The sequence below is a fragment of the Aeromicrobium panaciterrae genome (assembly GCF_039537165.1).
Lineage (GTDB): Bacteria > Actinomycetota > Actinomycetes > Propionibacteriales > Nocardioidaceae > Aeromicrobium > Aeromicrobium panaciterrae.
This window is the reverse complement of record NZ_BAAAZZ010000002.1, coordinates 2,188,399-2,210,227: the sequence shown is the minus strand read 5'-3', so window position 1 is coordinate 2,210,227 and position 21,829 is coordinate 2,188,399. Positions and strand designations below refer to the sequence as shown.

The 21,829-nt window shown below is 62.8% G+C and carries 20 protein-coding genes; 11 read left to right on the top strand and 9 right to left on the bottom strand.

Translation table 11 applies throughout. From position 1 onward, the window contains the following. Positions 1-19 precede the first annotated feature (19 nt). Positions 20-805 (top strand): FadR/GntR family transcriptional regulator, encoded by a 786-nt coding sequence (locus ABD683_RS11620; RefSeq protein WP_344770122.1) that lies wholly within the window; start codon positions 20-22, stop codon positions 803-805. A gap of 18 nt (positions 806-823) precedes the next feature. Here the strand turns inward: ABD683_RS11620 and ABD683_RS11615 are convergent, their stop codons facing one another. From ABD683_RS11615 to ABD683_RS11575, 9 genes are read right to left on the bottom strand one after another with little or no spacing between them, the layout of a single operon-like run. Continuing rightward, on the bottom strand, positions 824-1,990 hold the full coding sequence (locus ABD683_RS11615; RefSeq protein ID WP_344770121.1) for an acyl-CoA dehydrogenase family protein: 1,167 nt from the start codon (positions 1,988-1,990) through the stop codon (positions 824-826). Next, positions 1,987-3,132 carry an acyl-CoA dehydrogenase family protein gene (locus ABD683_RS11610; protein WP_344770120.1) on the bottom strand — a complete coding sequence of 382 codons (1,146 nt, stop codon included), beginning with the start codon at positions 3,130-3,132 and terminating at the stop codon, positions 1,987-1,989. Before ABD683_RS11610 ends, ABD683_RS11615 begins: the two co-directional genes overlap by 4 nt. Before the next feature lie 14 nt (positions 3,133-3,146). Next, positions 3,147-4,340 carry an acyl-CoA dehydrogenase family protein gene (locus ABD683_RS11605; protein WP_344770119.1) on the bottom strand — a complete coding sequence of 398 codons (1,194 nt, stop codon included), beginning with the start codon at positions 4,338-4,340 and terminating at the stop codon, positions 3,147-3,149. Continuing rightward, positions 4,333-5,916: an AMP-binding protein gene (locus tag ABD683_RS11600; protein WP_344770118.1), complete on the bottom strand. Its 1,584-nt coding sequence runs from the start codon at positions 5,914-5,916 to the stop codon at positions 4,333-4,335. Before ABD683_RS11600 ends, ABD683_RS11605 begins: the two co-directional genes overlap by 8 nt. A gap of 43 nt (positions 5,917-5,959) precedes the next feature. Beyond that, on the bottom strand, positions 5,960-7,522 hold the full coding sequence (locus ABD683_RS11595; protein WP_344770117.1) for an ABC transporter substrate-binding protein: 1,563 nt from the start codon (positions 7,520-7,522) through the stop codon (positions 5,960-5,962). Further along, positions 7,519-8,379 carry an enoyl-CoA hydratase/isomerase family protein gene (locus tag ABD683_RS11590; protein WP_344770116.1) on the bottom strand — a complete coding sequence of 287 codons (861 nt, stop codon included), beginning with the start codon at positions 8,377-8,379 and terminating at the stop codon, positions 7,519-7,521. Before ABD683_RS11590 ends, ABD683_RS11595 begins: the two co-directional genes overlap by 4 nt. Beyond that, positions 8,372-9,202 carry an enoyl-CoA hydratase/isomerase family protein gene (locus tag ABD683_RS11585; RefSeq protein ID WP_344770115.1) on the bottom strand — a complete coding sequence of 277 codons (831 nt, stop codon included), beginning with the start codon at positions 9,200-9,202 and terminating at the stop codon, positions 8,372-8,374. The genes ABD683_RS11590 and ABD683_RS11585 overlap by 8 nt, the downstream gene beginning before the upstream one ends. 44 nt (positions 9,203-9,246) lie before the next feature. Further along, entirely contained in the window at positions 9,247-10,794 is a 1,548-nt protein-coding gene (locus ABD683_RS11580; RefSeq protein WP_344770114.1) for a class I adenylate-forming enzyme family protein, read from the bottom strand. Next, entirely contained in the window at positions 10,787-12,127 is a 1,341-nt protein-coding gene (locus ABD683_RS11575; protein WP_344770113.1) for an FAS1-like dehydratase domain-containing protein, read from the bottom strand. Before ABD683_RS11575 ends, ABD683_RS11580 begins: the two co-directional genes overlap by 8 nt. Before the next feature lie 263 nt (positions 12,128-12,390). On the opposite strand from ABD683_RS11575, the gene ABD683_RS11570 reads away from it, so the two are divergent. From ABD683_RS11570 to ABD683_RS11525, 10 genes are all read left to right on the top strand, one after another. Beyond that, positions 12,391-13,227, top strand: coding sequence for a FadR/GntR family transcriptional regulator (locus tag ABD683_RS11570; RefSeq protein WP_344770112.1), 837 nt, complete (start codon positions 12,391-12,393; stop codon positions 13,225-13,227). Between the two features lie 8 nt (positions 13,228-13,235). Beyond that, positions 13,236-14,219 (top strand): ABC transporter permease, encoded by a 984-nt coding sequence (locus ABD683_RS11565; RefSeq protein ID WP_344770111.1) that lies wholly within the window; start codon positions 13,236-13,238, stop codon positions 14,217-14,219. Positions 14,220-14,539: 320 nt separating this feature from the next. Continuing rightward, the gene (locus ABD683_RS11560; RefSeq protein ID WP_344770110.1) at positions 14,540-15,094 is read left to right on the top strand and encodes an ABC transporter permease; all 555 of its coding nucleotides are present in this window, start codon (positions 14,540-14,542) and stop codon (positions 15,092-15,094) included. Beyond that, complete coding sequence (locus ABD683_RS11555; RefSeq protein WP_344770109.1) at positions 15,094-16,173, top strand: ABC transporter ATP-binding protein; 1,080 nt, start codon at positions 15,094-15,096, stop codon at positions 16,171-16,173. The genes ABD683_RS11560 and ABD683_RS11555 overlap by 1 nt, the downstream gene beginning before the upstream one ends. A 116-nt stretch (positions 16,174-16,289) precedes the next feature. Continuing rightward, entirely contained in the window at positions 16,290-17,162 is an 873-nt protein-coding gene (locus tag ABD683_RS11550) for an ABC transporter ATP-binding protein (RefSeq protein ID WP_344770108.1), read from the top strand. After that, entirely contained in the window at positions 17,159-18,124 is a 966-nt protein-coding gene (locus ABD683_RS11545) for a D-2-hydroxyacid dehydrogenase (protein WP_344770107.1), read from the top strand. The genes ABD683_RS11550 and ABD683_RS11545 overlap by 4 nt, the downstream gene beginning before the upstream one ends. Before the next feature lie 97 nt (positions 18,125-18,221). Then, positions 18,222-18,893 (top strand): carboxymuconolactone decarboxylase family protein, encoded by a 672-nt coding sequence (locus ABD683_RS11540; protein WP_344770105.1) that lies wholly within the window; start codon positions 18,222-18,224, stop codon positions 18,891-18,893. A gap of 41 nt (positions 18,894-18,934) precedes the next feature. Continuing rightward, positions 18,935-19,777, top strand: coding sequence for an SDR family oxidoreductase (locus ABD683_RS11535; RefSeq protein WP_344770103.1), 843 nt, complete (start codon positions 18,935-18,937; stop codon positions 19,775-19,777). 89 nt (positions 19,778-19,866) lie between these two features. Then, positions 19,867-21,012, top strand: a complete 1,146-nt coding sequence (locus ABD683_RS11530; protein WP_344770101.1) for an acyl-CoA dehydrogenase family protein — start codon at positions 19,867-19,869, stop codon at positions 21,010-21,012. Between the two features lie 66 nt (positions 21,013-21,078). After that, the gene (locus ABD683_RS11525) at positions 21,079-21,822 is read left to right on the top strand and encodes a beta-ketoacyl-ACP reductase (RefSeq protein WP_344770099.1); all 744 of its coding nucleotides are present in this window, start codon (positions 21,079-21,081) and stop codon (positions 21,820-21,822) included. Positions 21,823-21,829 lie beyond the last annotated feature (7 nt).

Sequence of the window (21,829 nt, the reverse complement as noted above, 5' to 3'; positions counted from 1 at the left end):
TCACGTGCGGGAGGACTCTTTGAACCAGCGACGGCGACCCAAGCTGGCCGACATCGTCGCCGGCAAGCTGCGTTCGGACATTCTCACCGGCCGTCTCAAAGACGGCGATCTGCTTCCGACCCAGGATGCCCTGTTCCACGAGTACAAGGTCAGCCTGCCGGCGCTACGTGAGTCTCTGCGCATCCTCGAGAGCGAAGGGCTGATCACTGTCAGGCGAGGCAATGTCGGTGGTGCCGTCGTGCATGCGCCTTCGCCACAGCATGCGGCCGACATGATCGCCATGGTGCTGCAGACTCGCAACGCCTCACCCAACGACGTCAGTGGAGCGCTCAGACAACTCGAGCCCATGTGCGCCCAGATGTGCGCCGCCCGAGCTGATCGAGCCGAGGTCGTTGTTCCAGCCCTCATGGAGAGCATTGAGCAACAACGCGTGCTGGTTGCCGAGCACCACGAGTTCCTGGACGCGTCAGCACAGTTCCACGATCGGGTGGTCAGTTCGTGCGGAAATGAGCCTCTGATCGTGGTGACCAGGGCATTGGAGACCATCTGGGAGGCCCACGCCAGTGCAGTGTGGTCTGTCGTGGTGGACGGGTTCCATCCCGGGGTCGAACCTGCGTCGCCGCTCGCACAGAAGACCCGACTCAGTGCAGTTCGTGCACACGCTGCGTTGGTCGATGCGATCTCATCGGGCGACGGCCAGCGCGCCGCCCGCCTGTCGCGGGCGCACCTGGACAAGGCGCACGACGTCGCACTGCGAGCAGACCTTGACGCGCCGGTGAATGCCGGTCTGGTTTCCGACCGGTAGTCGACATCCTCGGCGAGCTCAATAGCTCTTGGGCATCCCCAGCACGTGGGTGCCCAGGAAGTTCAGGACCATCTCTTGGCTGATCGGCGCGATACGCATCAGACGGGCCTCTCGGAAGTACCTCGCCACGTCGTACTCCTCGGCGTAGCCCATCCCTCCGTGCGTCTGCAATGCTCGATCGGCGGCGGTGAAGGCGGCGTCCGCGCACAGGTATTTGGCCGTGTTGGCCTCACGTCCGCAAGCCCGCTTCTTGTCGTAGAGCCACGTCGCCTTCCGAAGCATCAGTTCGGCCGCATCGAGTTGTGCCAATGAATCAGCGAGTGGGAACTGGATTCCTTGGTTCATGCCGATCTGCCGTCCGAAGACCTCACGCTCATTGCCGTACTTGACCGCCCGTGCCAGCGCTACCCGTCCCAGTCCGAGAGCCTCAGCCGCAATGAGCATCCGCTCAGGGTTCAGCCCGTCAAGGATGTACTCAAATCCTTTGCCCTCCTCACCAACGCGATCTTCCACCGGAACTCGAAGATCATCGATGAAGAGTTCGTTCGACGTCACGGCGTTGCGTCCCATCTTCAGGATCGGGCGAATGTCGACGTGGTTGCGATCAAGATCTGTCAGGAACAGTGTCAACCCGTCAGTCTTGCGATCCACGTCCCCAAACTTCGTCGTTCGCGTCAACAGCAAGATCTTCTCGGACTCCATGGCCTTTGAGATCCAGACCTTGTGTCCGTTGACGACGTAGCTGTCACCGTCACGACGAGCGAACGTTGTGATCCGCGTGGTGTCCAGACCCGCCCCCGGCTCGGTCACGCCGAAGCAGACATGAAGGTCACCATTCGTGATCCGAGGCAAGGTGCGTGACTTCAGGTCGTCGGATCCGTGCACGACTACCGGGTGCATGCCGAAGATCGACATGTGGATCGAGCTTGCGGCGTTCATGCCGCCTCCGCTGGCGGAGATCTCCTCCAAGAGAATCGACGCCTCGGTGATTCCGAGACCGTGTCCCCCGTGCTCCTGTGGAATCGTCATTCCCAGCCAGCCGCTCTCGGCAACGGCCTGGTAGAACTCCGCCGGGAACTCGTGCTGTTGATCCTTTTCGCGCCAGTACTGATTCTCGAATCGAGAGCCGAGATCTCTGGCTGCAGCGCGTATGGCTTCTTGGTCAGCTGTCAGCTCGAAGTTCATTCCGGGGTCCCCGCCCCGCTGCCAGCGGCCAGCCGAGCTATCGAGGCGCGCGTTGCCGCGGGTGTGCCGAAGAGTGCCCGATTGAGCTTGGCGCGCTTGAGCCACCGATGCAGTGGGAACTCCCACGTCATGCCGATTCCTCCATGGATCTGAAGGCTGTCCCCGGCCGCACGGGCGTATGCCTCTCCGGCCCGGAACTTGGCAACGGCGCTCCAATAGGAACGCCGGGAACCGTCGTGGGTCTCCGCCATGACAGCCGCATCTGTGGCGATCCGCCCCTTCTCGACCTCGACGTATGCGTCGACACACATGTGCTTGAGCGCTTGGAACGATCCGATCGGTCGGCCGAACTGGACCCGTTGCTTGGCGTAGTCGACCGCCATCGCGTTGACCCGCTCGCCGCCGCCGACCGAGTCGAGGGCAATGCCGATGGCTGCTCGACGAGACAGGGCACCGACGATCTCCTCAGCCTGCTCACCGTGCGCGAGCTGCCATTCGACCGGGACCTCAAATCCTGTGACGTCGATGTCGTAGAGACGGCGGGTCTGGTCGTGAGTCGGCCGAGATTCGGTAGGCCACTCGGCCTCCGCGGCCGGGATTGCTGCGATCACCGGACCCGATTCGGTCATGGTAGCGAGCACGATGACATTCGCTTCGCCAATGTCCGGGAGTCGCATAGCCGCACCGTTGAGCCGCAACGTCCCTCGCTTGTCGATTGATCGCGCCGTCACTGGCCACGAGCGGCGGCCGCCGGGACCGATGGTCGGGATCACGACCGCGCCGATGACCTCGCCGGTCATGGCCGGTTCGATCCATGCGGCGGACTGGCTGTCGCCACCCGCGGCCACGAGCCCCGTCAGAGCCAGGCTGTGCGAGAGATATGGGCCCGGGGTGACGAAGCGTCCGAGCTCACGGAGCACGATGGCGGTCTCCAGGTACGTTCCCCCGGATCCGCCGAGGTCGGGCGGGACCTCCAAGCCCAGCCAACCGAGGTCGGCAGCCTTTCGCCATAACCCGAGACTGAATCCTTGCGGGGCAGCGACATCTCGACTGACGCATTCGGGTGAGCTGTCGGTGGCGAGCACGTCGTGGACGACCTCTCGCAGCATCTGTTGCTCGCTCGTGACCGAGACGATTTGCATCTTCCTTCAGCTCCTCAGTTGACCATGGGGTCTCGTGGCAGTCCGAGCACGCGCTCGCCGATGATGTTGCGCTGAATCTGATCGGTCCCACCGGCGATCGTCCACACCCAAGACTCGAGGTGTTCGTTGAGCCAGTCCCCGTTGTCCACGCCGCGTACGACCGATCCCGCCGCGTCATGGCCGGGCGCACCTGCCACGTCCAGGGCGAATCCGGAAGCCCTCTGCATGAGCCGGCTCAGCACGAGCTTCACCAACGACGACTCGACCGAGGGACTCCCTGTCTCGATGAGCTTGGCCAGCGTCCCGTAGATCAGCTCGGCGAGGATCTCGACTTCGGAGTGGAGCTCTGCGAACTCCTGACCGATCGCTGACGTCGGGAAGTCGCCTCCTTCTTCATCGACCGCAGCCAGGGCCAGTGGGAGCACGTGCTCCAGGGTTCGACGTAGTCTCAGTGCGATCGGTACGGCAAGTGGCCCGCGCTCCGACGACAAAGTGGTGTGGGCGACCTTCCATCCTTCCCCCTCCTCGCCGACCATGTTGGCCGCCGGGATCCGCACGTCGGTGAAGTAGATTTCGGCGAAGTCATCCTCGACACCGGTGATCTGTTTGATGGGCCTGATCTCGATCCCCGGTGTGCGCAGGTCCACGACGAAGTACGAGAGTCCTTGCCGCTTCGGCACGGTCCGGTCCGTCCGCGCCAGAAGTATCGCCCAGTCTGCGTGTGGCGCACGTGTGGACCAGATCTTCTGCCCATTGACGACGTACTCATCTTTGTCCCGGGTGGCCGTGGTCCGCAAGGACGCAAGATCCGATCCGGCCTCCGGCTCCGAGAAGGCTTGGGCCCACACCACCTCGTGCGCCAGGATCGGCGGCAGGTGGGTCGCGATCTGCTCCGCAGACCCGTGTGCCGTCAGCGTTGAATAGACGTGGTTGTAGGCGCAGGCGAACAGGCCGGGATAATCGGGACAGTCACCCAGGGCGATCTCCTCGAAGACGACCAACTGCTGCGCCAGGCTCAGCCCAGGACCACCATGGGCGACGTCCCAGCTCGGTGGTCCATAGCCCGCTTCTCGCAAAGCGTTGGCCCACCAGGCGTACAGGGCCCGCAGGTCACGATTCAGCTGGTCCTTCCAATCCGGCGGAACGTTGCCGGTCAGCCAGCTGCGGAACTGATCACGGAACTCGTCGAGTCCTGGTTCGTCAATCACGACCGATCACCCCGTTGCCAGCACTGTTCCGGTCCCAGGTCGAGTCCGTCACGCCTGCTGAACGCAGCTCGGACTTGCGGATCTTGGTCGTTGCGGTGCGCGGCAGCTCCTCCAGGATGTCGACGTATCGCGGGACTGCGAACGGTGGAAGTCGCTCATCCAGAAACGCGACGAGCTCGGCTGGGTCCAAGGTCTCACCCTTGCGAGGCTGCACACAGGCCTTGATGTCGTGATCGCCCAGGACCTCGTCATCGGGCACCCCCACCACTGCGCACGAGTAGACGGCAGGATGACGAAGAATCACTTCCTCGAGCTCGAATGCGGAGATGTTCTCGCCGCGACGCCTGATCGCGTCTGCCAGCCGATCGACGTGTTGATAGGTGTTCTCTCCGGTCTGAACGAAAAGATCGCCGGACCTGAACCACCCATCAGTCCATGCGGCAGACGTCGCGGTGTAGTCACCGAGATATCCGAGGAACATCTCCCATGGTCGTGAGGAACGAACGATCAGCTCGCCCACTGTTCCTCGCTCGACGGACTTGCCCTCGCTGTCGATCACGTCGACGGCAACGCCGGGCCGGACGTGGCCCGTGGAGGCACTCTCCTCAGGATCCAGACCCGTCATCAACGGCGCACACAACTCCGTCGAGTTGTAGAAGCGGTACCTGTTCTTCACGCCGAAACGCTTGCACCACTGGTCAAGCCCACGCGAGAACGACCCAGTCATGATAATCCGCAGCGGGTTGACAGCATCGTCCGGCCGCTCGGGTTGTTTTTGCAGGAAGGTCGCGACCTGCGGCAGCAGTGTCGCGTGAGTCACTCCGTGGTTTCGCACGATCTCCCAGTAGGTGCCAATCCGGATCCGTGGCGTCACGACCCACGTCGCCCCGAGCTGCAGGACGGCCATCATCGCCAACAACCCACCGACATGGAACAGCGGCATGTCCCCCAAGAACGTGTCGTCTGCCGTTACGACGGGCAGCATCGGATGCTCGACCTGAGCGAAGAGCTGCCCATAGGGGCACAGCACGCCCTTGGAACGGCCCGTCGTTCCCGAGGTGAAGATCACGGCATACGGGTCCCACACGTCGAGGTATGGATCCGGTGGAGGCTCGGGCGATGACGAGTCCGCCCGCGCGACCAGGTCGTCGAGGTCTGGACCGGCAGTATCGCAGTCGATGACCACCGTGGGGGCGCTTGCCCCCACGGCGGCCATGCTCTCGAGGTACTGCACCTGACAGACGATGACGTGGGGATGGACGATCCCCAGACCGTGCTCCAGCTGCTCACCCCTCCAGCTGGTGTGCAGCGGTACATAGATCGCCCCGAGCTTCGTCGTCCCAAGGATCACCTGCACCATGGCCGAGCTGTTCTCACTCAGCACTGCTACGCGGCTTCCCCGACCGACCCCGAGCTCGGCCAAGGCATTCGCCATGCGATTCGCAGCAGCATCGGCCTCTGCCCAGGTCCACGTCCTTCCCTCTGCAGGAAAGGTCGCGAACGTGCGCTCGGGGGCCTGCCGTGCATGTCGCTCGAGCACGTATCGGAACACGATGTTCTCAGCGGACTGAGTCACTCGTACCACTTCTTCCACTCAGCTTCATCGCACCCGGTCCGCACTACTTGACTTCGATACCCGAGAAGTCAACCGCACTATCGGTGAGAATCGGGACGTCCATGTCCTTGTTCCTCGCGAAGTTGCTGCCAATCTGTGCGAGCGCCGGCATGTAGGGGACCTTTTCCCAGACGGAGGCCTGGACGTCACTGAGCGCTTCGCCCATCGCCTCAGGGTCAAGCGAACGCGAGTAACGGAGCAGCGCATCGTCGAGGGCTGGATCAGAAATTCCCGTGACATTGGTTGCCTTCTCGGTGGAGCGCAAGCGATCAACCAGCGCCCTGGGAGTTCCGCCGCCGAAGGCAGAGAAGATGAGATCGAAGTCGCGGGAACCCAAGCGATCCAGGAGCGACTGTTCGACCTCGATCTTGACATCGAGACCCTTGATCTTGTCCCAGTCCTGCTTGAGCGCTTGCGCGACGCCCGAGTACTGCTGGTTGGTCACGAAGACGATGGACACCGACGACTTTCCGGTTCCTGCCAAGTACTGATCGACTAGGTCCTGCGCCTTCGCCGGATCACCGAACAGCCCGTCGGCTTCCTCGTTGTACGGCGAGCTCTTCGGGTAGAGGCTCGTGATCGCCTCGGCCCCCGGCGCCGACCGCTTCAGGGCGGCGTCGATGTCGACTGCTGCAGCCAATGCCTGTCGGAGCTCTGTGCTGCTGGTGGGGTGTCCTTCACGCGTGTTGACGGCGACAGCCAACGCACCGATCAGGCTGGCGTCGAACTCGGTGTAGTTCTTTCGGGCTTCGACCAGCTCGTCTCCGGGCGCCGTCAGGGCCATAATGTCACCCTCACCTGCCGAAAAGGTCTTTGCCCGCAACGACGGGTCGGTGACATACCGGAATACCACCTGTTTCGGGCCGACCTCCTTGGAGTTCCAGTACGTCTTGCTGCGAGCGAGGGTCACTCGGTCGTCGCGCCTCCAGGCCGTGACCGTGAACGGGCCCGCTCCCACTGTGGTCTCCGGGGACGTGCCGAACTTGTCGCCGTACTTCTCGACTGCTGTCGGAGACGGGACCAGCGCAAGCGCGGTTGACGCCAGCACGTCGGGCCAGTGTGCATCGGGTTCGTCCAGCGTGACCTCGATGGTCGCCGCGTCCACCGCCGTGATGCTCTTCAACGCTCCTGCCTGCCCCTGGTCCTTCGAACCAGTCTTCGGGTCCGCAAGTCGCGTCCAGTGCTGAACAACAGCCTCGGCGTCGAACGGCGTCCCGTCGGAGAAGGTCAGTCCTGAGCGAAGCGTCACCGTCCACGTCACAAAATCGTCGCTCCCTTCAACCTTGCTCGCCAGTCGTGGTTCGACCGCGCCATCCGGCGCGATGTTGACGAGTGTGTCGAAGACGCCGATCCACAGTGCTCCCGTTCCCACCATTCCGCTGGTGGACCCGAGCGCAGGATCCAGCTTCGCCACGTCTGCTGCAGCAGCGCTGAAGTACTCAATGTTGCTGGTTGATCCTGTGTCTTCTCCGTCACCTGACGAACATGCGGATAGCGGGACGAACAGCGCCATCGCGAGTCCGAGCGAAACGAGGGCTCGTCTATTCGGTAGTCGGTTGAACTTCATAGTTTGCTGCCTTCCTTGGGGGATTGGTCGGGGGAAGCATCGGTGGCAAGCGGATCCACCCAGTTGGGTGAGCGCTTCTCGGCGAAGGCCAGCGGTCCTTCGACATTGTCGGGGTGTCCGTAGTGGTCCTGGACGGCGTGCCAGCCGCGATCCAGCGCCTCGTCAATCCCGAGATTGAGGCTCTCCCAAATGGCGCGAAGCGAGCGTTGAAGGGTTGTCGGTGACGCCTCCGCCACATGCTCAGCCAGCTCGCGGGCCCGGGCCCCGAGCTCGTCAGCTGGAACGACTTCGCTGATCATTCCCAACTGCAGGGCACGGGCAGCCGTCATGCGCTCGGCGCGCCCAAGAGCCACCATGCGCAGCACCGATTCCAATGGCATCTTGCGAGCAAGCCCGATCGGCTCGAGAGCTGAGATCTGACCAACGTTGACGTGGGTGTCGACAAACGTGGCATTCTCGCTCGCGATCACGATGTCGGAGTCCACTACGAAGTGGAGACCCGCGCTCGCGCACACACCGTTGACTGCCGTGATGACCGGTTTGAAGACTCCCATCTGACGGGCGGTGAACAGCGGAAGGGGAACATGCGCTCGCTCGGCAGTTTGCTGATCGCGGTTCGTCACCGACGGCGCGACCATGTCAGCGCCGGCACAGAATCCCTTTCCTTCTCCGGTCACGATGATGACGCGGATCTTCGGATCTGCGTCCAAGCTCCTCCAGGCGTCGGCGAGGCCCTCGAACAACTCACGGTTCAGAGCGTTTAGACGATCGGGACGATTTAGTGTGATCGTGCCGACGTGGCCCTCCCGCGACACCAAGAGTGGGCTCGACCCGCTTGCCCGAAGTCGCTCAGTCATGGCTCTCCGATCCGGCCGACAATTCATCGGCACGAGGGGACTCAGTGGTGGTTTCGTAGGTTGCAAGATTCTCCGGACTGAGGTCCGCTGCGCGATTTGCGCGGAAGGCGGCCACCGACTCGCGGTACATCGGCGCGTCCTGCAGTCGCATCACTGCTGCGTTCTCCGCTCGGATGCTCGCGATCAACGGGTCGCGATGAGGTCCGTTCATCAACTGCTTCGTCTCGATCAGCGCGTCCGGGGATTGCCTGGCGAGCGCAATCGCCATCTCAGTCGCCCTCGCGACGAGCTGGCGATCGGGAACTCGCTCCAGTGCGAGGCCGGCTTCGACGCATTCCGCCGAGTCCACCCACACGCCTGACGTGAGGTACCAGAAAGCTCGCTGGCGACCGATCTGACGGGGAAGCTGGTACGTGCTTCCCGCCTCGGGGGGTAAGCCCATCCCCACGAATGGGTACCTCAGTCGAGCGCTGTGAGCGACAACAGTGATATCGGCCAGGGACGTCATCGAGGCTCCCAGGCCGACGGCGATTCCGTTCACCGCGAGAATCAGCGGCTTGCGGAAGGCTGCCAACCTCTTGATCAGGGCCGCACTTCCAAACTCTCGGTCGCGGTCGGGCGGCGCCGCGAGGTCGTAGCCCGATGAGAACGCGCGACCCGCACCGGTGATGACCAGGACGGAAATGTCGTCATCTTCCTCGGCCCCGGCGACAACACGCGTCAATCGGTCGGTTGCCGCGCCGTTGAAGGCATTGAGGACGTGCGGGCGATTCAGCGTCGCTGTCATCACTCCGTCAGCCGTGCGAGTCAGGACGGTCTCCACGTCACGATCGTCACCAGCGGATTTGTCGTGTCGATGCGGCATTGTCATGTCGAGCTCCCTACGTGTTTCTCCTGGTCCTGCATCGCATCAGCCAGGATCTTCCGAAGTGCTGAGCGGTTGACCTTGTGGGTCGCACCCATGGGCAATTCCGCGAGTACCGCGATCTTGGGCACCTGATAGCGGACAACGCGTTCGATCGCCCACTCGCGCAGCTGATCCGGCGTCACCGCCGCACCCGTACGGAGAACCACCCCGACAGCCGGAACTTGGCCAAGTCGCTCGTCGTCAAGCCCAACCGCCCCGACGTCTCGGACCGCAGGATGCTGTCGGAACAGGGCCTCGACATCTCCAAGCGAGACCTTGAATCCTCCGCGAATGACGACGTCGTCGGCACGACCCAGCACGAACAGGAAGTCGTCCGCATCCAAGAGGGCACGATCACTCGTACGCACCCAGGTCGAGGATCCGGCGGGTCGAGCCATCAGGATGCCCGGCTCGCCGGACGAAACGGGACGGTCCGTGGACTCGTCGCGGATCTCCAGAGTGACCCCGGGGTTGGCGCGTCCTACCGACCCAAGCTTGCTGTCCCGCCAATCGCGATGGAGCTCCAACGTCCACGACGCGACCGCTCCGCCGGTCTCGGTAGATCCGTAGGCCACCAGGACTGGGACGCCGAAATATTCCTCGAACTCTGCTTGGAGCGAGGGGTCGAGCGGGGCTGAGCCAGTGATCCACGCTCGCATCGACCGCAGCCGATCTGGGGGAATCTTTGTGTCCAGCATGCTGCGCATGGCAGCGGGTGGCAGTCCACCGACACGGATCCCATAGTGCTCGACCAGCTTCGTCCATTGATCGACATCAACTCGATCGAGCAGCAAGAGCGACCGGCCACCTCCAACCGCTCCCAGCACGCTTCGCACCCCAGTGATGCTCGCCATGGTCATTGCCTGGATGACCGGGGGCCTCTCCTCCGGCCCCGCGGCAGGACGGGTCGCGCTCTCACGTCCCAGTGGAAGACGGTCCCACGGGAGCGACACGTGTTTTGGAGTGCCGGTCGTTCCACTTGTAGGAACGAACATCGCAACCTGGGAAGAGTCCACAGACCGACCTTCAGTGATCCGTATACCGTCATCCGGGACTGGCGGAACAACGACAGCAACTTCAGAACCAGATGACACTAGAACCACCGGGAGGGCCATTCTCTCCAACATCTGCGGAAGGTCTCCCTTGTAGTCCTCGCGATCAAGGATCACGGCAGTTACATCCAAGGCGCCGGCAGTTGCAACCAGCTGACCTTGAGGCTGCTGGTACGACATCAAAACCGGCGGAATCCGGCGCATGAGGCACGACAACAGGGCGGCGACTGCTGACGGCCTGTTGCGGAGTACGAGCAGAACGGGGTCTCCTGGGCCGATGCCGAGTGCAACAAGCTGTTGTGCCGCTGATGCCGCACAGTGCGCAACATCGCCCCACGTGGTCCATCGACCATCCGACCAGAGTGCCTGCACGTCCGACGTGGCATCGAGCAAACCCCGCAGACGAGATCGATACGCCTCACCGGCCGTCACGGCCGCGTCTTCGCTATCAGGCATCCGCGACGTCCATGCGGTCGAGCTGTCGGCGGAGGTGGTCGATCGGATCAGTGTCCAGAGGCCGTGTAAGAGTCAAGCTCGTGCCCCCTTGACGTGTCGGAAGAGCAACGACCGCAGTGCCCGTCGACGATCGTTCGCCGCGTTGGTTCTCGCAGTACATGTCGAGCTCGACCACTGCTTGATCGCCCCGCATCGACTTCTGAGCAACCTCACCCTTCAACCACGTGGTGTCGCCGACGTAGTTGAATCGCCGGTGCTCGGCGTCCAATGACAGGATCCACGAGTCATCTCCGGCCCAGTCCGTTGCCAGCTGGGCCAACCAGGTCTCACGCAATGCCCCATAGTCGTATCGCTCGGCTGCGCCGACCTTTCTGGCCCACTCGGCATCCCAGTGCATCCGCTGGACGATGTCCGGCACGTTGTACTCATTGGGCGAGTACAGGCCAGGGCTGAGCATCCTGCGCTCGTAGCTCAGGCGGAACGCATACGTGTGGAATGCCTGGCCGAACCCGGCATGCCACAAGATCACGTCGGTGACCCGCAGGGGCCCCTTGACCCGCAGAGGCAGTTCCTCACCGATCTCGACGTCTTCCCAGAACCGCGGCTCGGCGCCCCGGCGGCGCTCTGACGCGTAGGCGGCGTCGATCTCGGCCAGCTGCTCTTCCGTGTAGGGATCGGCCGCGGGTTGGACAACGCGATCACTCTCGCCTCGTCCCGCTTCGAGCGGGCGGCGCTCGGCGCGGATCCAGGTGCCACGTTGGAAGTGCACGAGTTCGCGCCGCTGGTTCCATGTCACCACACCGAACGTGACATGGACTGTGCGACCGCCCCACGAGCTTTCCTTCTCCGAGACACCCAGAAGGGTCCGCTTGGCGAACAGCCGATCACCGATTCGCAGCGGACGATAGAACTCATAGCCCACGTGAGATTGCAGCATTCCAGTCCCACGGAGAGGATCTCCCTTGATCCGTTCGCCCAGCGCGGGGACAAGTCGGCGCGGAGGTTCGTCGGCGCCGCCGAATGTCGTCTCGTCGTGCTGAGGGCTCAGGTACATGCTCCACACGAAGGTTGGAGGTGCGACCAGACCATCCCAGTTGCTGCCGAGTGCGTAGCTCTCATCGCAATAGAGCGGATTGTCGTCGCCATAGCCATGGACGAAATGGCGGATCCCGTCAGCGGTGACTTCGTGATTGAACCCAGTAGGCCGCGCGCTCCAGATGGCCGGATCCACGTCCGGCTCCTCGAAATTCTCCGAATGGAGGTTGATGCCGATCCGTTCACGCAGCCGGCTCACCTTTTCATCGGTGATGCGTCCAAACTCTGAGTCGGACAACTGCGTACTCCCTCTAAAACTGTGATCTACGACAAATAGGACACTAGTATCCTGGACTCCAAAGTTTCGCCCGGTCAACCCCTGAGATTCTATGTCTATTGAAATCCTCTGCAAATTCAGGGAAAATTGATCCATAGACGCCAAACCGGGGCGAGGGTACGACACCCGCTGCTTGACACAACCGCAGGACAGGCCGAAGGATATGGGGCTATGAGTACCCTGGATGTTCGCAAGGCATGCCTTTACGACTCTCCGCGGCCCGTATGACCGAGGTCAAGCACGAGAGATCGTTCGACGGTCGCCAACAGGAGACGTTTCCCACGCGGGACGGTGCCAAGGCTGCTCCTGCCCGAAAGCGGGCGGAAAGGCTTGCATCCGAGATCGAGCGGGAGATCATGCGAGCTGGCTGGCCGATCGGTCAGGTGATCGGCACCGAACGCGACCTTCTGGATCGCTACGGTGTCAGTCGAGCTGTCTTCCGTGAAGCTGTTCGCCTCCTGGAGCACCATCGCGTCGCCACCATGCGAGCGGGCTCAAGCGGCGGACTGATAGTGACGGCCCCTGACGTCACAGCACTGACGCGGGCCGCCACGCTCTATCTCGACTTCCAAGGTGTCTCCCTCGGCGACCTCTACGAGGCTCGCCTCAGTTTGGAGTTGCAGTCCGTCGAGCGCACCGTGCAGAACCTCAACGAAGCAGGGATTCGCCGGCTACGTGAAACTCTCGAGCGTGAGGAATCAAACGACCGCCCGGGGCACCACACCCACGAGCTCCACGGCGTTCTCGCTGAGCTGTCCGGCAATCCGGCTCTGAAGCTCTTCGTCGACGTGCTCGTCAGCCTGACCGAGTGGCACATCAGCGCCGCAACAGTCCCCGCAGATGTGCTCTTCCCCAAGGATCGCATCGCCGAGTCCCAACGCGCCCATCGCGCCATCGTCGAGGCGATCATCGCAGGTGACCTCGCGTTGGCAGTCCATCGGACCCGGGCCCATGTCAACGCCATCCACGACGCGCTCCCGCTACGCCCTGAACCACGTTCAGGGGGCGCAAAGGTTGAGCTCGAGACTCCGGACCAAGTGCCGGAGAAGCTCGAAGGGTAGGCGGCGCCATGGCGACACTCACGCAATCTCGAGCCGGCACGTACCGAACCACACGCACGTGGTCCCTACGACTGCTTCGCCTGCTGCTGGTCCTCTTCATCGTGACTTTTGGTACCACTGCTCTGATTGCGTTGTCGCCCGGCGATCCCGCCGTGACCATCGCGGGCGACTCCGCACCCCCTGAGGTCCTCCAGGCTGTCCGCGACAAGTACGGTTTCGACGATCCGATGATCCAGAACTGGTGGGATTGGACCTCCTCAGCTGTCCGCGGTGACCTCGGTGAATCGGACTTCCTTCAGCGTCCCGTCATTGAGGTGATCGGTGAACGCCTGCCGATCACTGCCGAGCTCACCATCTTGTCGATGCTCATGACTGTCATCGTCGCGGTGCCGGCAGGGCTTTATGCCGCTTACCGCAGAGGATCGTGGGTCGATCGATTGATCAACGCGATGACATCGGCTCTCATCGCGGTCCCGAGCTTTGTGATCGGCCTGGTCCTGGTCCTGGCACTCGCCATCGGAACCGGATGGTTCCCCACGAGCAACTGGTCATACATCGAGGAAGGACTCGGTGCGAACCTGACGTCCGCCTTCCTTCCCGCGTTGTCATTGGCACTCGTGGAGATAGCCATCCTGACGCCGATCCTACGAGCCGACGCTGTTTCGTCTCTCACGCACGACTACATCGCCTTGGCTCGCGCCAAGGGCATCAGCACGACCCGACTGCTCTTCCGACATGTCCTGCGACCGTCCTCGATATCTCTGGTGACCCTGCTCGGTCTCGCACTCGGACGCCTGTTCGGAGGAGCGATCGTCATTGAGGTTGTCTTCAACCTCCCGGGACTCGGTACGCAACTCGTCTCGGCAGTACGCGATAAGGATCTGATCCTGATCCAGGGACTGGTGGCCTTCATCGCTGTGCTGTACGTCGTCGCAAATCTCGTCGTCGACTTGCTGATTCCCAAACTCTATCCAGGGACGAACGCATCATGACTCTGACTGCCCGAACCGACGATCCACCCATCCTGGTGGTCCCCACCGAGAGCACTGACAGCCCTCGGGTTGTGCGCCGTCGGCGCCTCGGCCTTTGGCTCGCCGTTGCGTGGTTAGGCGTCGTCGCTGCGGCCGCCCTCCTGGCGGACTTCCTTCCGATCGCAGACCCCACGGCGAATGTTGCGGTCGGCCATTCCGCCCCATTCACGTCTTGGCCAGAAGTCCTCGGTACTGACCGACTCGGACGAAGTGTCACCGCTCGCTTGGCTCATGGCGCACAAATCTCACTGATCGTCGGCGTCCTGGCGACCGTGTTTGGAATGGTCGTTGGGGTAGCGGCCGGAATGTTCGCCGCGATCTGGAAGCCGGTCGACTTCTTTGTGGGCGCATTGCTGGACAGCCTCTTAGCCGTTCCCGGGGTCGTGCTCCTGCTGGCCTTGGCCGCGACGATGGGAGCTGGCGTACCGCAGCTGGTTCTCGGGCTGGCGCTGTACGCCCTACCGACCTTTGCGCGGCTCGCGCGTGGAACCGCACGAGTCGTTCGACACCAGCCATATGTCGATGCGGCCCGGATGATCGGCACACGCCCACTCAGACTCCTCACTCGCGAGCTGCTGCCGGCCGTCATGCGTCCGGTCGTCGCCTACGCGGTGGTGGTTCTCGCAAGTCTGATGGTCGCTGAAGCCGCGGTGAGCTACCTGGGCCTGGGTGTGCCGCCGCCGACTCCCACATGGGGAGGAATGATCTCCGACGGCCAGTCCTCGCTGAGCTCTGCGCCCTACCTAGTACTTGTGCCCGCCATGGTCCTGTTCGGGACGGTCCTGTCGATCGGCGTCATCGGCCGTTGGTGGCAAAGCAAGGAGGCGACCGCCTGATGTCGAACTCAAACCTCGCCCCGCTGTTGGTGGTGGACGACCTCACAACCGAGTTCATTTCGGGCGGCAACGCGCTTCCCGCCGTACGGAACGCCAGCTTCTCAGTCGACCGTGGGCGGACGCTCGGTGTGGTCGGTGAGTCAGGCTCTGGCAAATCGGTGCTCATCCGGTCAATCATGCGCCTGCTAAGAGCAAGCGATGTTCGCCATCGCGGCCGGATCGTTTTGGATGGTGAAGACCTGCTCACGATGTCTGGCCCACGGCTTCGGGCGACGTGGGGCTCGTGCATGGCCATGGTCTTCCAGGATCCGATGACAACACTTCACCCGAACCACCGCATCGGTTTCCAAGTCTCCGAAGCACTCCGCCAACACTTCAAGATCTCCCGCAACGAAGCAGACACCCGAACCTTGGAGCTTCTTCGCAGCGTCGGAATTCCAGAGCCGACGCGACGGATGCGCCAATATCCGTACGAGCTGTCAGGCGGGATGCGGCAGCGAGTCGTCATCGCGATCGCAATCGCATGTGACCCCGAGCTGCTCTTGGCAGATGAGCCGACTACGGCTCTCGATGTTACGGTCCAGGCACAGGTGCTCGGCCTGCTCAAGACCCACCAGTCTCAGCGTGGAATGGCCATGATCTTGGTCAGTCACGATCTCGCGGTGGTGTCGAGCAGGACCGATGACCTGATGGTCATGTACAGCGGCCAGATAGTCGAATACGGCAAGACGGCGACCGTCCTCAATCAACCTCTGATGCCGTACACCGCGGCTCTGCTGCGATCAACTCCAAGCATCGACAAACCGGTCAAGTCCGATCTGTTCACGATCCCCGGTGAGCCGTTGCCCACCGAGCGCTTTCAGACAGGGTGCCGATTCGCGTCCCGGTGCCAGTTCGCAAGTGAGATTTGCATTTCCGACCAGCCGGGGCTCACCGAGCGTCCGGATGGCCGCAGATATCGCTGCCACCTGCCCCTCGGATCGGTCGAATCGTCAGAAGCGCTCAAGGTGAACCTCGCACGAGGGAAGACAGCCGCGGGCCTGCCCGTAAGTGAATACTCCGTGGCGAAGGGAGCCTGACCGTGGCCGGCACTGGTACTGCACACCTTCGACATTCACCTGCCTTGCTCCGCACAGAAGGCCTGGAGGTCGAGTTTCCTCTCGCCGGAGGAGGCAAGGTCCACGCCGTCTCAGGTGTGAGCTTCGACTTGCTGCCTGGAGAGACTCTGGCGGTCGTCGGTGAGTCCGGATCGGGAAAGTCCACCGTGGCGAAGGCAGTCGTACAGCTGATCCGACCCACCGCTGGCGTGGTCGAGTTCGAGGGCGCTGACCTCACAACGCTGAGGGAAGCAGCCCTTCGCGAGTTGCGGGCGCGACTGCAAATGGTGTTCCAAGACCCGCTGGCGTCCCTCAACCCCTGGCGCAAAGTGATCGACGTGGTGGCCGAGCCGCTGAACGTGGCCAAGCGCGGCGAGCGCAAGGATCGCCGCGAGGCTGCACGATCGATGCTTCGGTCCGTGGGCCTGGACCCAGACGTCGTGGGCCATCGTCTCGCCTCACAGTTGTCAGGCGGCCAGTGCCAACGCGTATCCATCGCGCGTGCGCTCATGTTGGAGCCCCAGGTGATCATCTGTGACGAGCCAGTTGCGGCACTCGATGTTTCCGTGCAGGCACAAATTCTCAACCTGTTGAACGACCTGAAGTCGCGACTCGGCCTATCGCTGGTGTTCATCAGTCACGATCTGGCCGTCGTCCGAGTCGTCAGCGACCGGATTTTGGTGATGTATCTCGGCAAGGTTTGCGAGGTCGCCTCAGCGGAGCAGCTCTTCAGCCACCCTCAGCATCCCTATACCAAGCTGCTCTTGGACTCAGTCCCGCGTCTCGGCGACGAACCCAACGCAGATTCCACCAACCCTGCGGTAGAGATGCCTTCCCCGATCGATCCACCAACAGGTTGTCGATTCCGGACTCGGTGCCCGTTGGCGACGCAACGGTGCGCTGACGAAGAGCCCGTGCTGCGACAGCTGGAGGGCGACCAGTTCGTTGCATGCCACTACGCCGGGACATGACGATGATCACCACCGAGCGTATAGAAGTAGTGCACGGATTCGGAGCGTACGTCGCCGAAGCGCTCGAAGGCTCCCACGATGCGTTGGGTGGCCGCCGAGTCGTGGTCTGGGAGAACGACGACCAGTTCATCGCCGGCCTGCCCGACGCCAAGGTCATTCTCGGCGTTCGATTTCCCGACTGTGACTGGTCCGCCGCCAAGCATCTTCGCCTCATCCAGCTCGCCGGGTCAGGAGTCGACGGGCTCGCACCAACCCAGCCTCTGCCAGCCAACATTGAGGTGGCGAACTCTCATGGGCTCTCTGCGCCGGCGATGGCCGAATACGCACTCGCCCAAGTATTGGCCCTGGCCAAGCGATTTCCCGAGGCGTGGGAGAACCAAGCAGCACGGAAGTGGCGGCACACGCGTCCGATTCGACTCGCTGATGCGCAGGCGGTGGTCGTCGGTGCCGGCCCGGTCGGTCAATTGACAGCGGCTCATCTGCGGGCTATCGGCATGACAGTAACCGGCGTGCGCCGGTCAGGTCGCACAAGTACGTCATTCGATCAGACCTTCGGAGTCGAGCAGCTCGATGAGGCGTTGGCCGCGGCCGACGTGATCGTCATCGCTGTTCCACTGACCAAGGAGACAAGGAATTTGGTCACTGGCGACCGCCTGGCCAAGCTCAAACCGGGGGCGTTGCTCGTCAACGTCTCTCGAGGCGGCGTGATCGACCAGTCAGCGGTGGGTGAAGCCCTTCGATCCGGTCGTCTCGGCGGCGCAGCCCTGGATGTCTTCGAAGTCGAACCGCTGCCAACCGACGACCCCCTGTGGGACTCGCCTCGATCGCTGCTCACCCCGCACATGTCCTGGTACTCCGAGGACTACCGTCGATCGGTCCTGGACATGTTCGTCATTAACATCGCGCGCATCGAATGCGGCGAATCACCGCTGAATCGGGTGGACGTCACCCGTGGCTATTGACATCCGCTCACTCGCCCGTTCGATCAGGAGGCCAGCCTTGTCCACATCATCCCCGAGCTCACAGCCCAGGCGGTTCTCGAGGCGCTGGGTCGAGTGCGTGGCTGACATCGACCCGGACCGCTACGAGCGTATGGTGCGCATGACCGAAGCGCGGCGCACCCTGAAGATCTCACCACGTCTGCAGGAGCTCATCTACGTTGCCGTCGACCTCCAGGTTGCGCACCTGTACCCCGATGGAGCCGAGGTTCACATCGTTGCGGCCATTGACCGGGGTGCGACGGTGGTCGAGGTGGTCGAGGCGATGGAGATCTCTGCCGGCCTGACCTACCGGTCCCTCAGCACATCGCTTGCCATTGTTGCCTCCACCTATGGAGTCACGGCGGCCGATGCCGCGACGACGGATCACCAGGATCTTGACCTCCTGAGGATCTGGCCCGATCTGGGCACGGCCGGGGAGCGACTGCTGCCGGAAGTGCTCCCCAGCCTGATCGCATACGTGTCAGCTCCTGATCGAGAGAAAACCCTCTCGGACGAATGGCGGGCCCTGATCACAGTGGCAGTGCTGGCTTCGCCTGCGATCTCTGACGACGCAGCGGTCGGCCGAGCGACGGCTTGGTGCCGCGAGCTGGGCATAGAGGTCGAAGACGTGGCACAGGCGATCTTCTGCGGCTCGTTGATCGGAACACATTCGTTCACCCGCGGATATCCGAGCCTCGTGGCAGCGTCCCGACTCGATCGAGATCGCTATTCCCTAGGGATCGTCGACTAGATGACGCGACGAGGTGCGGCCCAGTGAGCGCAGAGGAAGTCATGACTGAACACCAGAACTCAAGACGCCTGGACGGCCAGGTGATCGTCATGTCAGGCGGTAGCCGAGGAATAGGACTCTCGATCCTGTGCGCTGCTGCTGCCCGTGGAGCCAATGCGGTCATCCTGGCGAAGACCGATCAACCCGATCACCGGCTCCCGGGCACTGTGCACACCGCAGTGCAGCAGGTCCGCGAAGCTGGCGGGGAGGCCGTTGCCGTTGTCGGAGACGTTCGCCGAGACGAGGATGTGCAACGGGCGGCGGCGACGGCGATCGAGACGTTCGGCCAGATCGACATCGTGGTGAACAATGCGAGCGCAATTTCGAAGGCGGACACGTCTGAGATCTCGATGAAGCAGTTCGACTTGATGCAGGACATCAACGTGCGAGGCACGTTTGCCCTGACCCAAGCCTGTCTGCCGGCGCTCACCGCCTCACCTCACGGCCGGATTCTCACATTGTCCCCGCCCCTCAACCTCGCCGATCACTGGATGGGCAGGCATCCGGCCTACACCATGACGAAGTACGCCATGACGCTCCTGACGCTCGGATGGGCGGCCGAGCTCAAGGACCGTGGCATCGACGCGTACTGCCTCTGGCCGCAGACCCGAATCGCGACAGCGGTGATCCAGAATCTGCTCGGTGGCGAAGAGGCACTGGCCCGGTCCCGCGATCCGCAGATCATGGCCGATGCGGCCGTGCAGTTGTTCACGGCACTGCCGGGCGAGCTGTCCGGCAGGACCTTGATCGACGCCGAGGTGTTGGCCGCGACGGGCGAGATAGACCTGAGCAAGTACGGCGGGGGCGACGATCCGGTGCTCGACTTGTACGTGGACCCAGCATGACGCCGCCGTCCACATCCGCTCTGTCCGATGGCGGGGCCATGGTTCTGCAACGAATCCACTGACGATTCTGCGAAAGCGAGATTTCGGCGATGCGTCGATCACTTTTCAATCAAGAGCACGAAGACTTCCGATCCATGATCCGCACGTTCCTCAACGACGAGGTCGTACCCGTCTACGCCAGTTGGGAAGAGCAGGGGCTCGTACCCAGATCGTTCTTCGAACGCTTGGGAGAACTCGGTGTCATGGGACTGACAGTGCCTCCAGAACACGGCGGTTCAGGAGAATCCAGTTATCGCTTCGGGGCCATCGTCAGCGAGGAGGTGGCCTCCGCCACGGTGGCTACTGGCCCACTGCGATGCCATCTCGATGTCGTTCTGCCCTACTTCCTGAAGTATGCGACCGCTGAACAAAGGGATCGATGGTTCCCCCAGTTCACCTCTGGTCATTTGCTCACTGCAATCGCAATGACCGAGCCCGGCGCCGGCTCGGACCTGGCCGGCATCCGTGCCCGCGCTCGACGAGACGGTGACCACTTCATCCTGAATGGGTCCAAGACCTTCATCACCGGGGGCCTCCTCGCGGATCTGACCATCGTGGTGGCCCGCACCTCAGACGAAGAGGACCGGCGCCAAGGTCTGTCGCTCCTCGTCGTCGAGTCCGACATGGCTGGGTTCACCCGCAGTGGCCCGATGAGAAAACTTGGAATGCACGTGCAGGACACCGCCGAACTCTTCTTCGAGGATGTCCGTATACCGGTGCTCAACCTGCTGGGCGAAGAGGGGCGAGCCTTCCAGTACTTGGGGAGCAACCTTCCCAAGGAGCGTCTCGGCATAGCGGTCACGGCCGTCGCGAATGCGAAAGCGGCCGTCGAGCTGACGAAAGCGTATGTACGCGAACGCAAGGTGTTCGGCACGCCGGTAGCTGAGTTTCAGAACACCCGCTTCGAGTTGGCAAGCATGACGACCGAGCTCGACGCCTCACAGTTGATGGTCGACCACGGCATCGAGGAGCTCGACATGCAACGGCTCTCGCCGGTCGACGCGGCGAAGATCAAGTTGTTCGCCACCGAGACTCAGGGTCGAGTTGTCGATCGTTGCCTACAGCTCTTCGGTGGCTACGGCTACATGCTCGAGTACCCGATCGCGCGACTCTATGCCGACGCGCGAGTCACACGGATCTACGGCGGGACGAGCGAAGTCATGCGCACGATCATCGCCAAGTCCCTCAACCTGTGACGCGACGACCGCCGCGCACGTTCAAACTGACTAACCGAAAGAGGAAGAATGACGTACGAGAACCGAGTGGCAGTCGTCACAGGAGCAGCGCGTGGGCTGGGTGCGCAGATCGCGCGAGACCTGGCCGCCGGCGGCGCCCGGGTTGCGGTACTTGATCTCGACAAGGACAAGACCGAACCAGTCGTCGAGGAGATTCGAGCAGCCGGCGGCCAGGCGATCGGAATCGCCGCCGATGTGGGCGACACAGAGCAGTCGAAGGCCGCCGTCGCTCAGGTGGTCGAATCGTTCGGCGCTGTACACGTTCTGGTCAACAACGCGGGCATCACGCGCGACAACCTGCTGTTCAAGATGGCCGACGACGACTGGGACGATGTCATCCGGGTCCACCTCCGCGGCGCCTTCACCATGACGCGCGCTGCGCAACGTTCGATGGTCGAGCAGAAGTATGGACGAATCATCAACCTTTCGTCCACAGCCGCGTTGGGCAACCGGGGTCAGGCGAACTACTCGGCAGCCAAGATGGGCCTGCAGGGATTCACCAAGACCATCGCCTTGGAGCTCGGCCCTATGGGAATCACCGCGAACTGTGTCGCCCCGGGCTACATCGACACCGAAATGACCCGCGCCGTCGCCGAACGCGTCGGTGTGCCGCTCGAGGAACGACTTGCCGAATACGCCGAACGGATGCCAATGCGTCGCGTGGGTCAGCCTGAGGACATCGCCAACGCAGTGCTCTTCTTCGCCAGCGAGCGGTCCAGCTTCATCACTGGCCAAGTGCTGTATGTCGATGGCGGCCGGTGGTTGGTATGAACGCGGG

Excerpts from the sequence above, each read along its gene's own strand:
- ABD683_RS11615 (WP_344770121.1), bottom strand. The coding sequence starts at position 1,990 with ATGAACTTCGAGCTGACAGCTGACCAAGAAGCCATACGCGCTGCAGCC.
- ABD683_RS11610 (WP_344770120.1), bottom strand. The coding sequence starts at position 3,132 with ATGCAAATCGTCTCGGTCACGAGCGAGCAACAGATGCTGCGAGAGGTC.
- ABD683_RS11545 (WP_344770107.1), top strand. The coding sequence starts at position 17,159 with ATGACGATGATCACCACCGAGCGTATAGAAGTAGTGCACGGATTCGGA.
- ABD683_RS11530 (WP_344770101.1), top strand. The coding sequence starts at position 19,867 with ATGCGTCGATCACTTTTCAATCAAGAGCACGAAGACTTCCGATCCATG.
- ABD683_RS11570 (WP_344770112.1), top strand. The coding sequence starts at position 12,391 with ATGACCGAGGTCAAGCACGAGAGATCGTTCGACGGTCGCCAACAGGAG.
- ABD683_RS11590 (WP_344770116.1), bottom strand. The coding sequence starts at position 8,379 with ATGACTGAGCGACTTCGGGCAAGCGGGTCGAGCCCACTCTTGGTGTCG.
- ABD683_RS11595 (WP_344770117.1), bottom strand. The coding sequence starts at position 7,522 with ATGAAGTTCAACCGACTACCGAATAGACGAGCCCTCGTTTCGCTCGGA.
- ABD683_RS11580 (WP_344770114.1), bottom strand. The coding sequence starts at position 10,794 with ATGCCTGATAGCGAAGACGCGGCCGTGACGGCCGGTGAGGCGTATCGA.
- ABD683_RS11535 (WP_344770103.1), top strand. The coding sequence starts at position 18,935 with ATGACTGAACACCAGAACTCAAGACGCCTGGACGGCCAGGTGATCGTC.
- ABD683_RS11565 (WP_344770111.1), top strand. The coding sequence starts at position 13,236 with ATGGCGACACTCACGCAATCTCGAGCCGGCACGTACCGAACCACACGC.
- ABD683_RS11555 (WP_344770109.1), top strand. The coding sequence starts at position 15,094 with ATGTCGAACTCAAACCTCGCCCCGCTGTTGGTGGTGGACGACCTCACA.
- ABD683_RS11560 (WP_344770110.1), top strand. The coding sequence starts at position 14,540 with ATGGTCGTTGGGGTAGCGGCCGGAATGTTCGCCGCGATCTGGAAGCCG.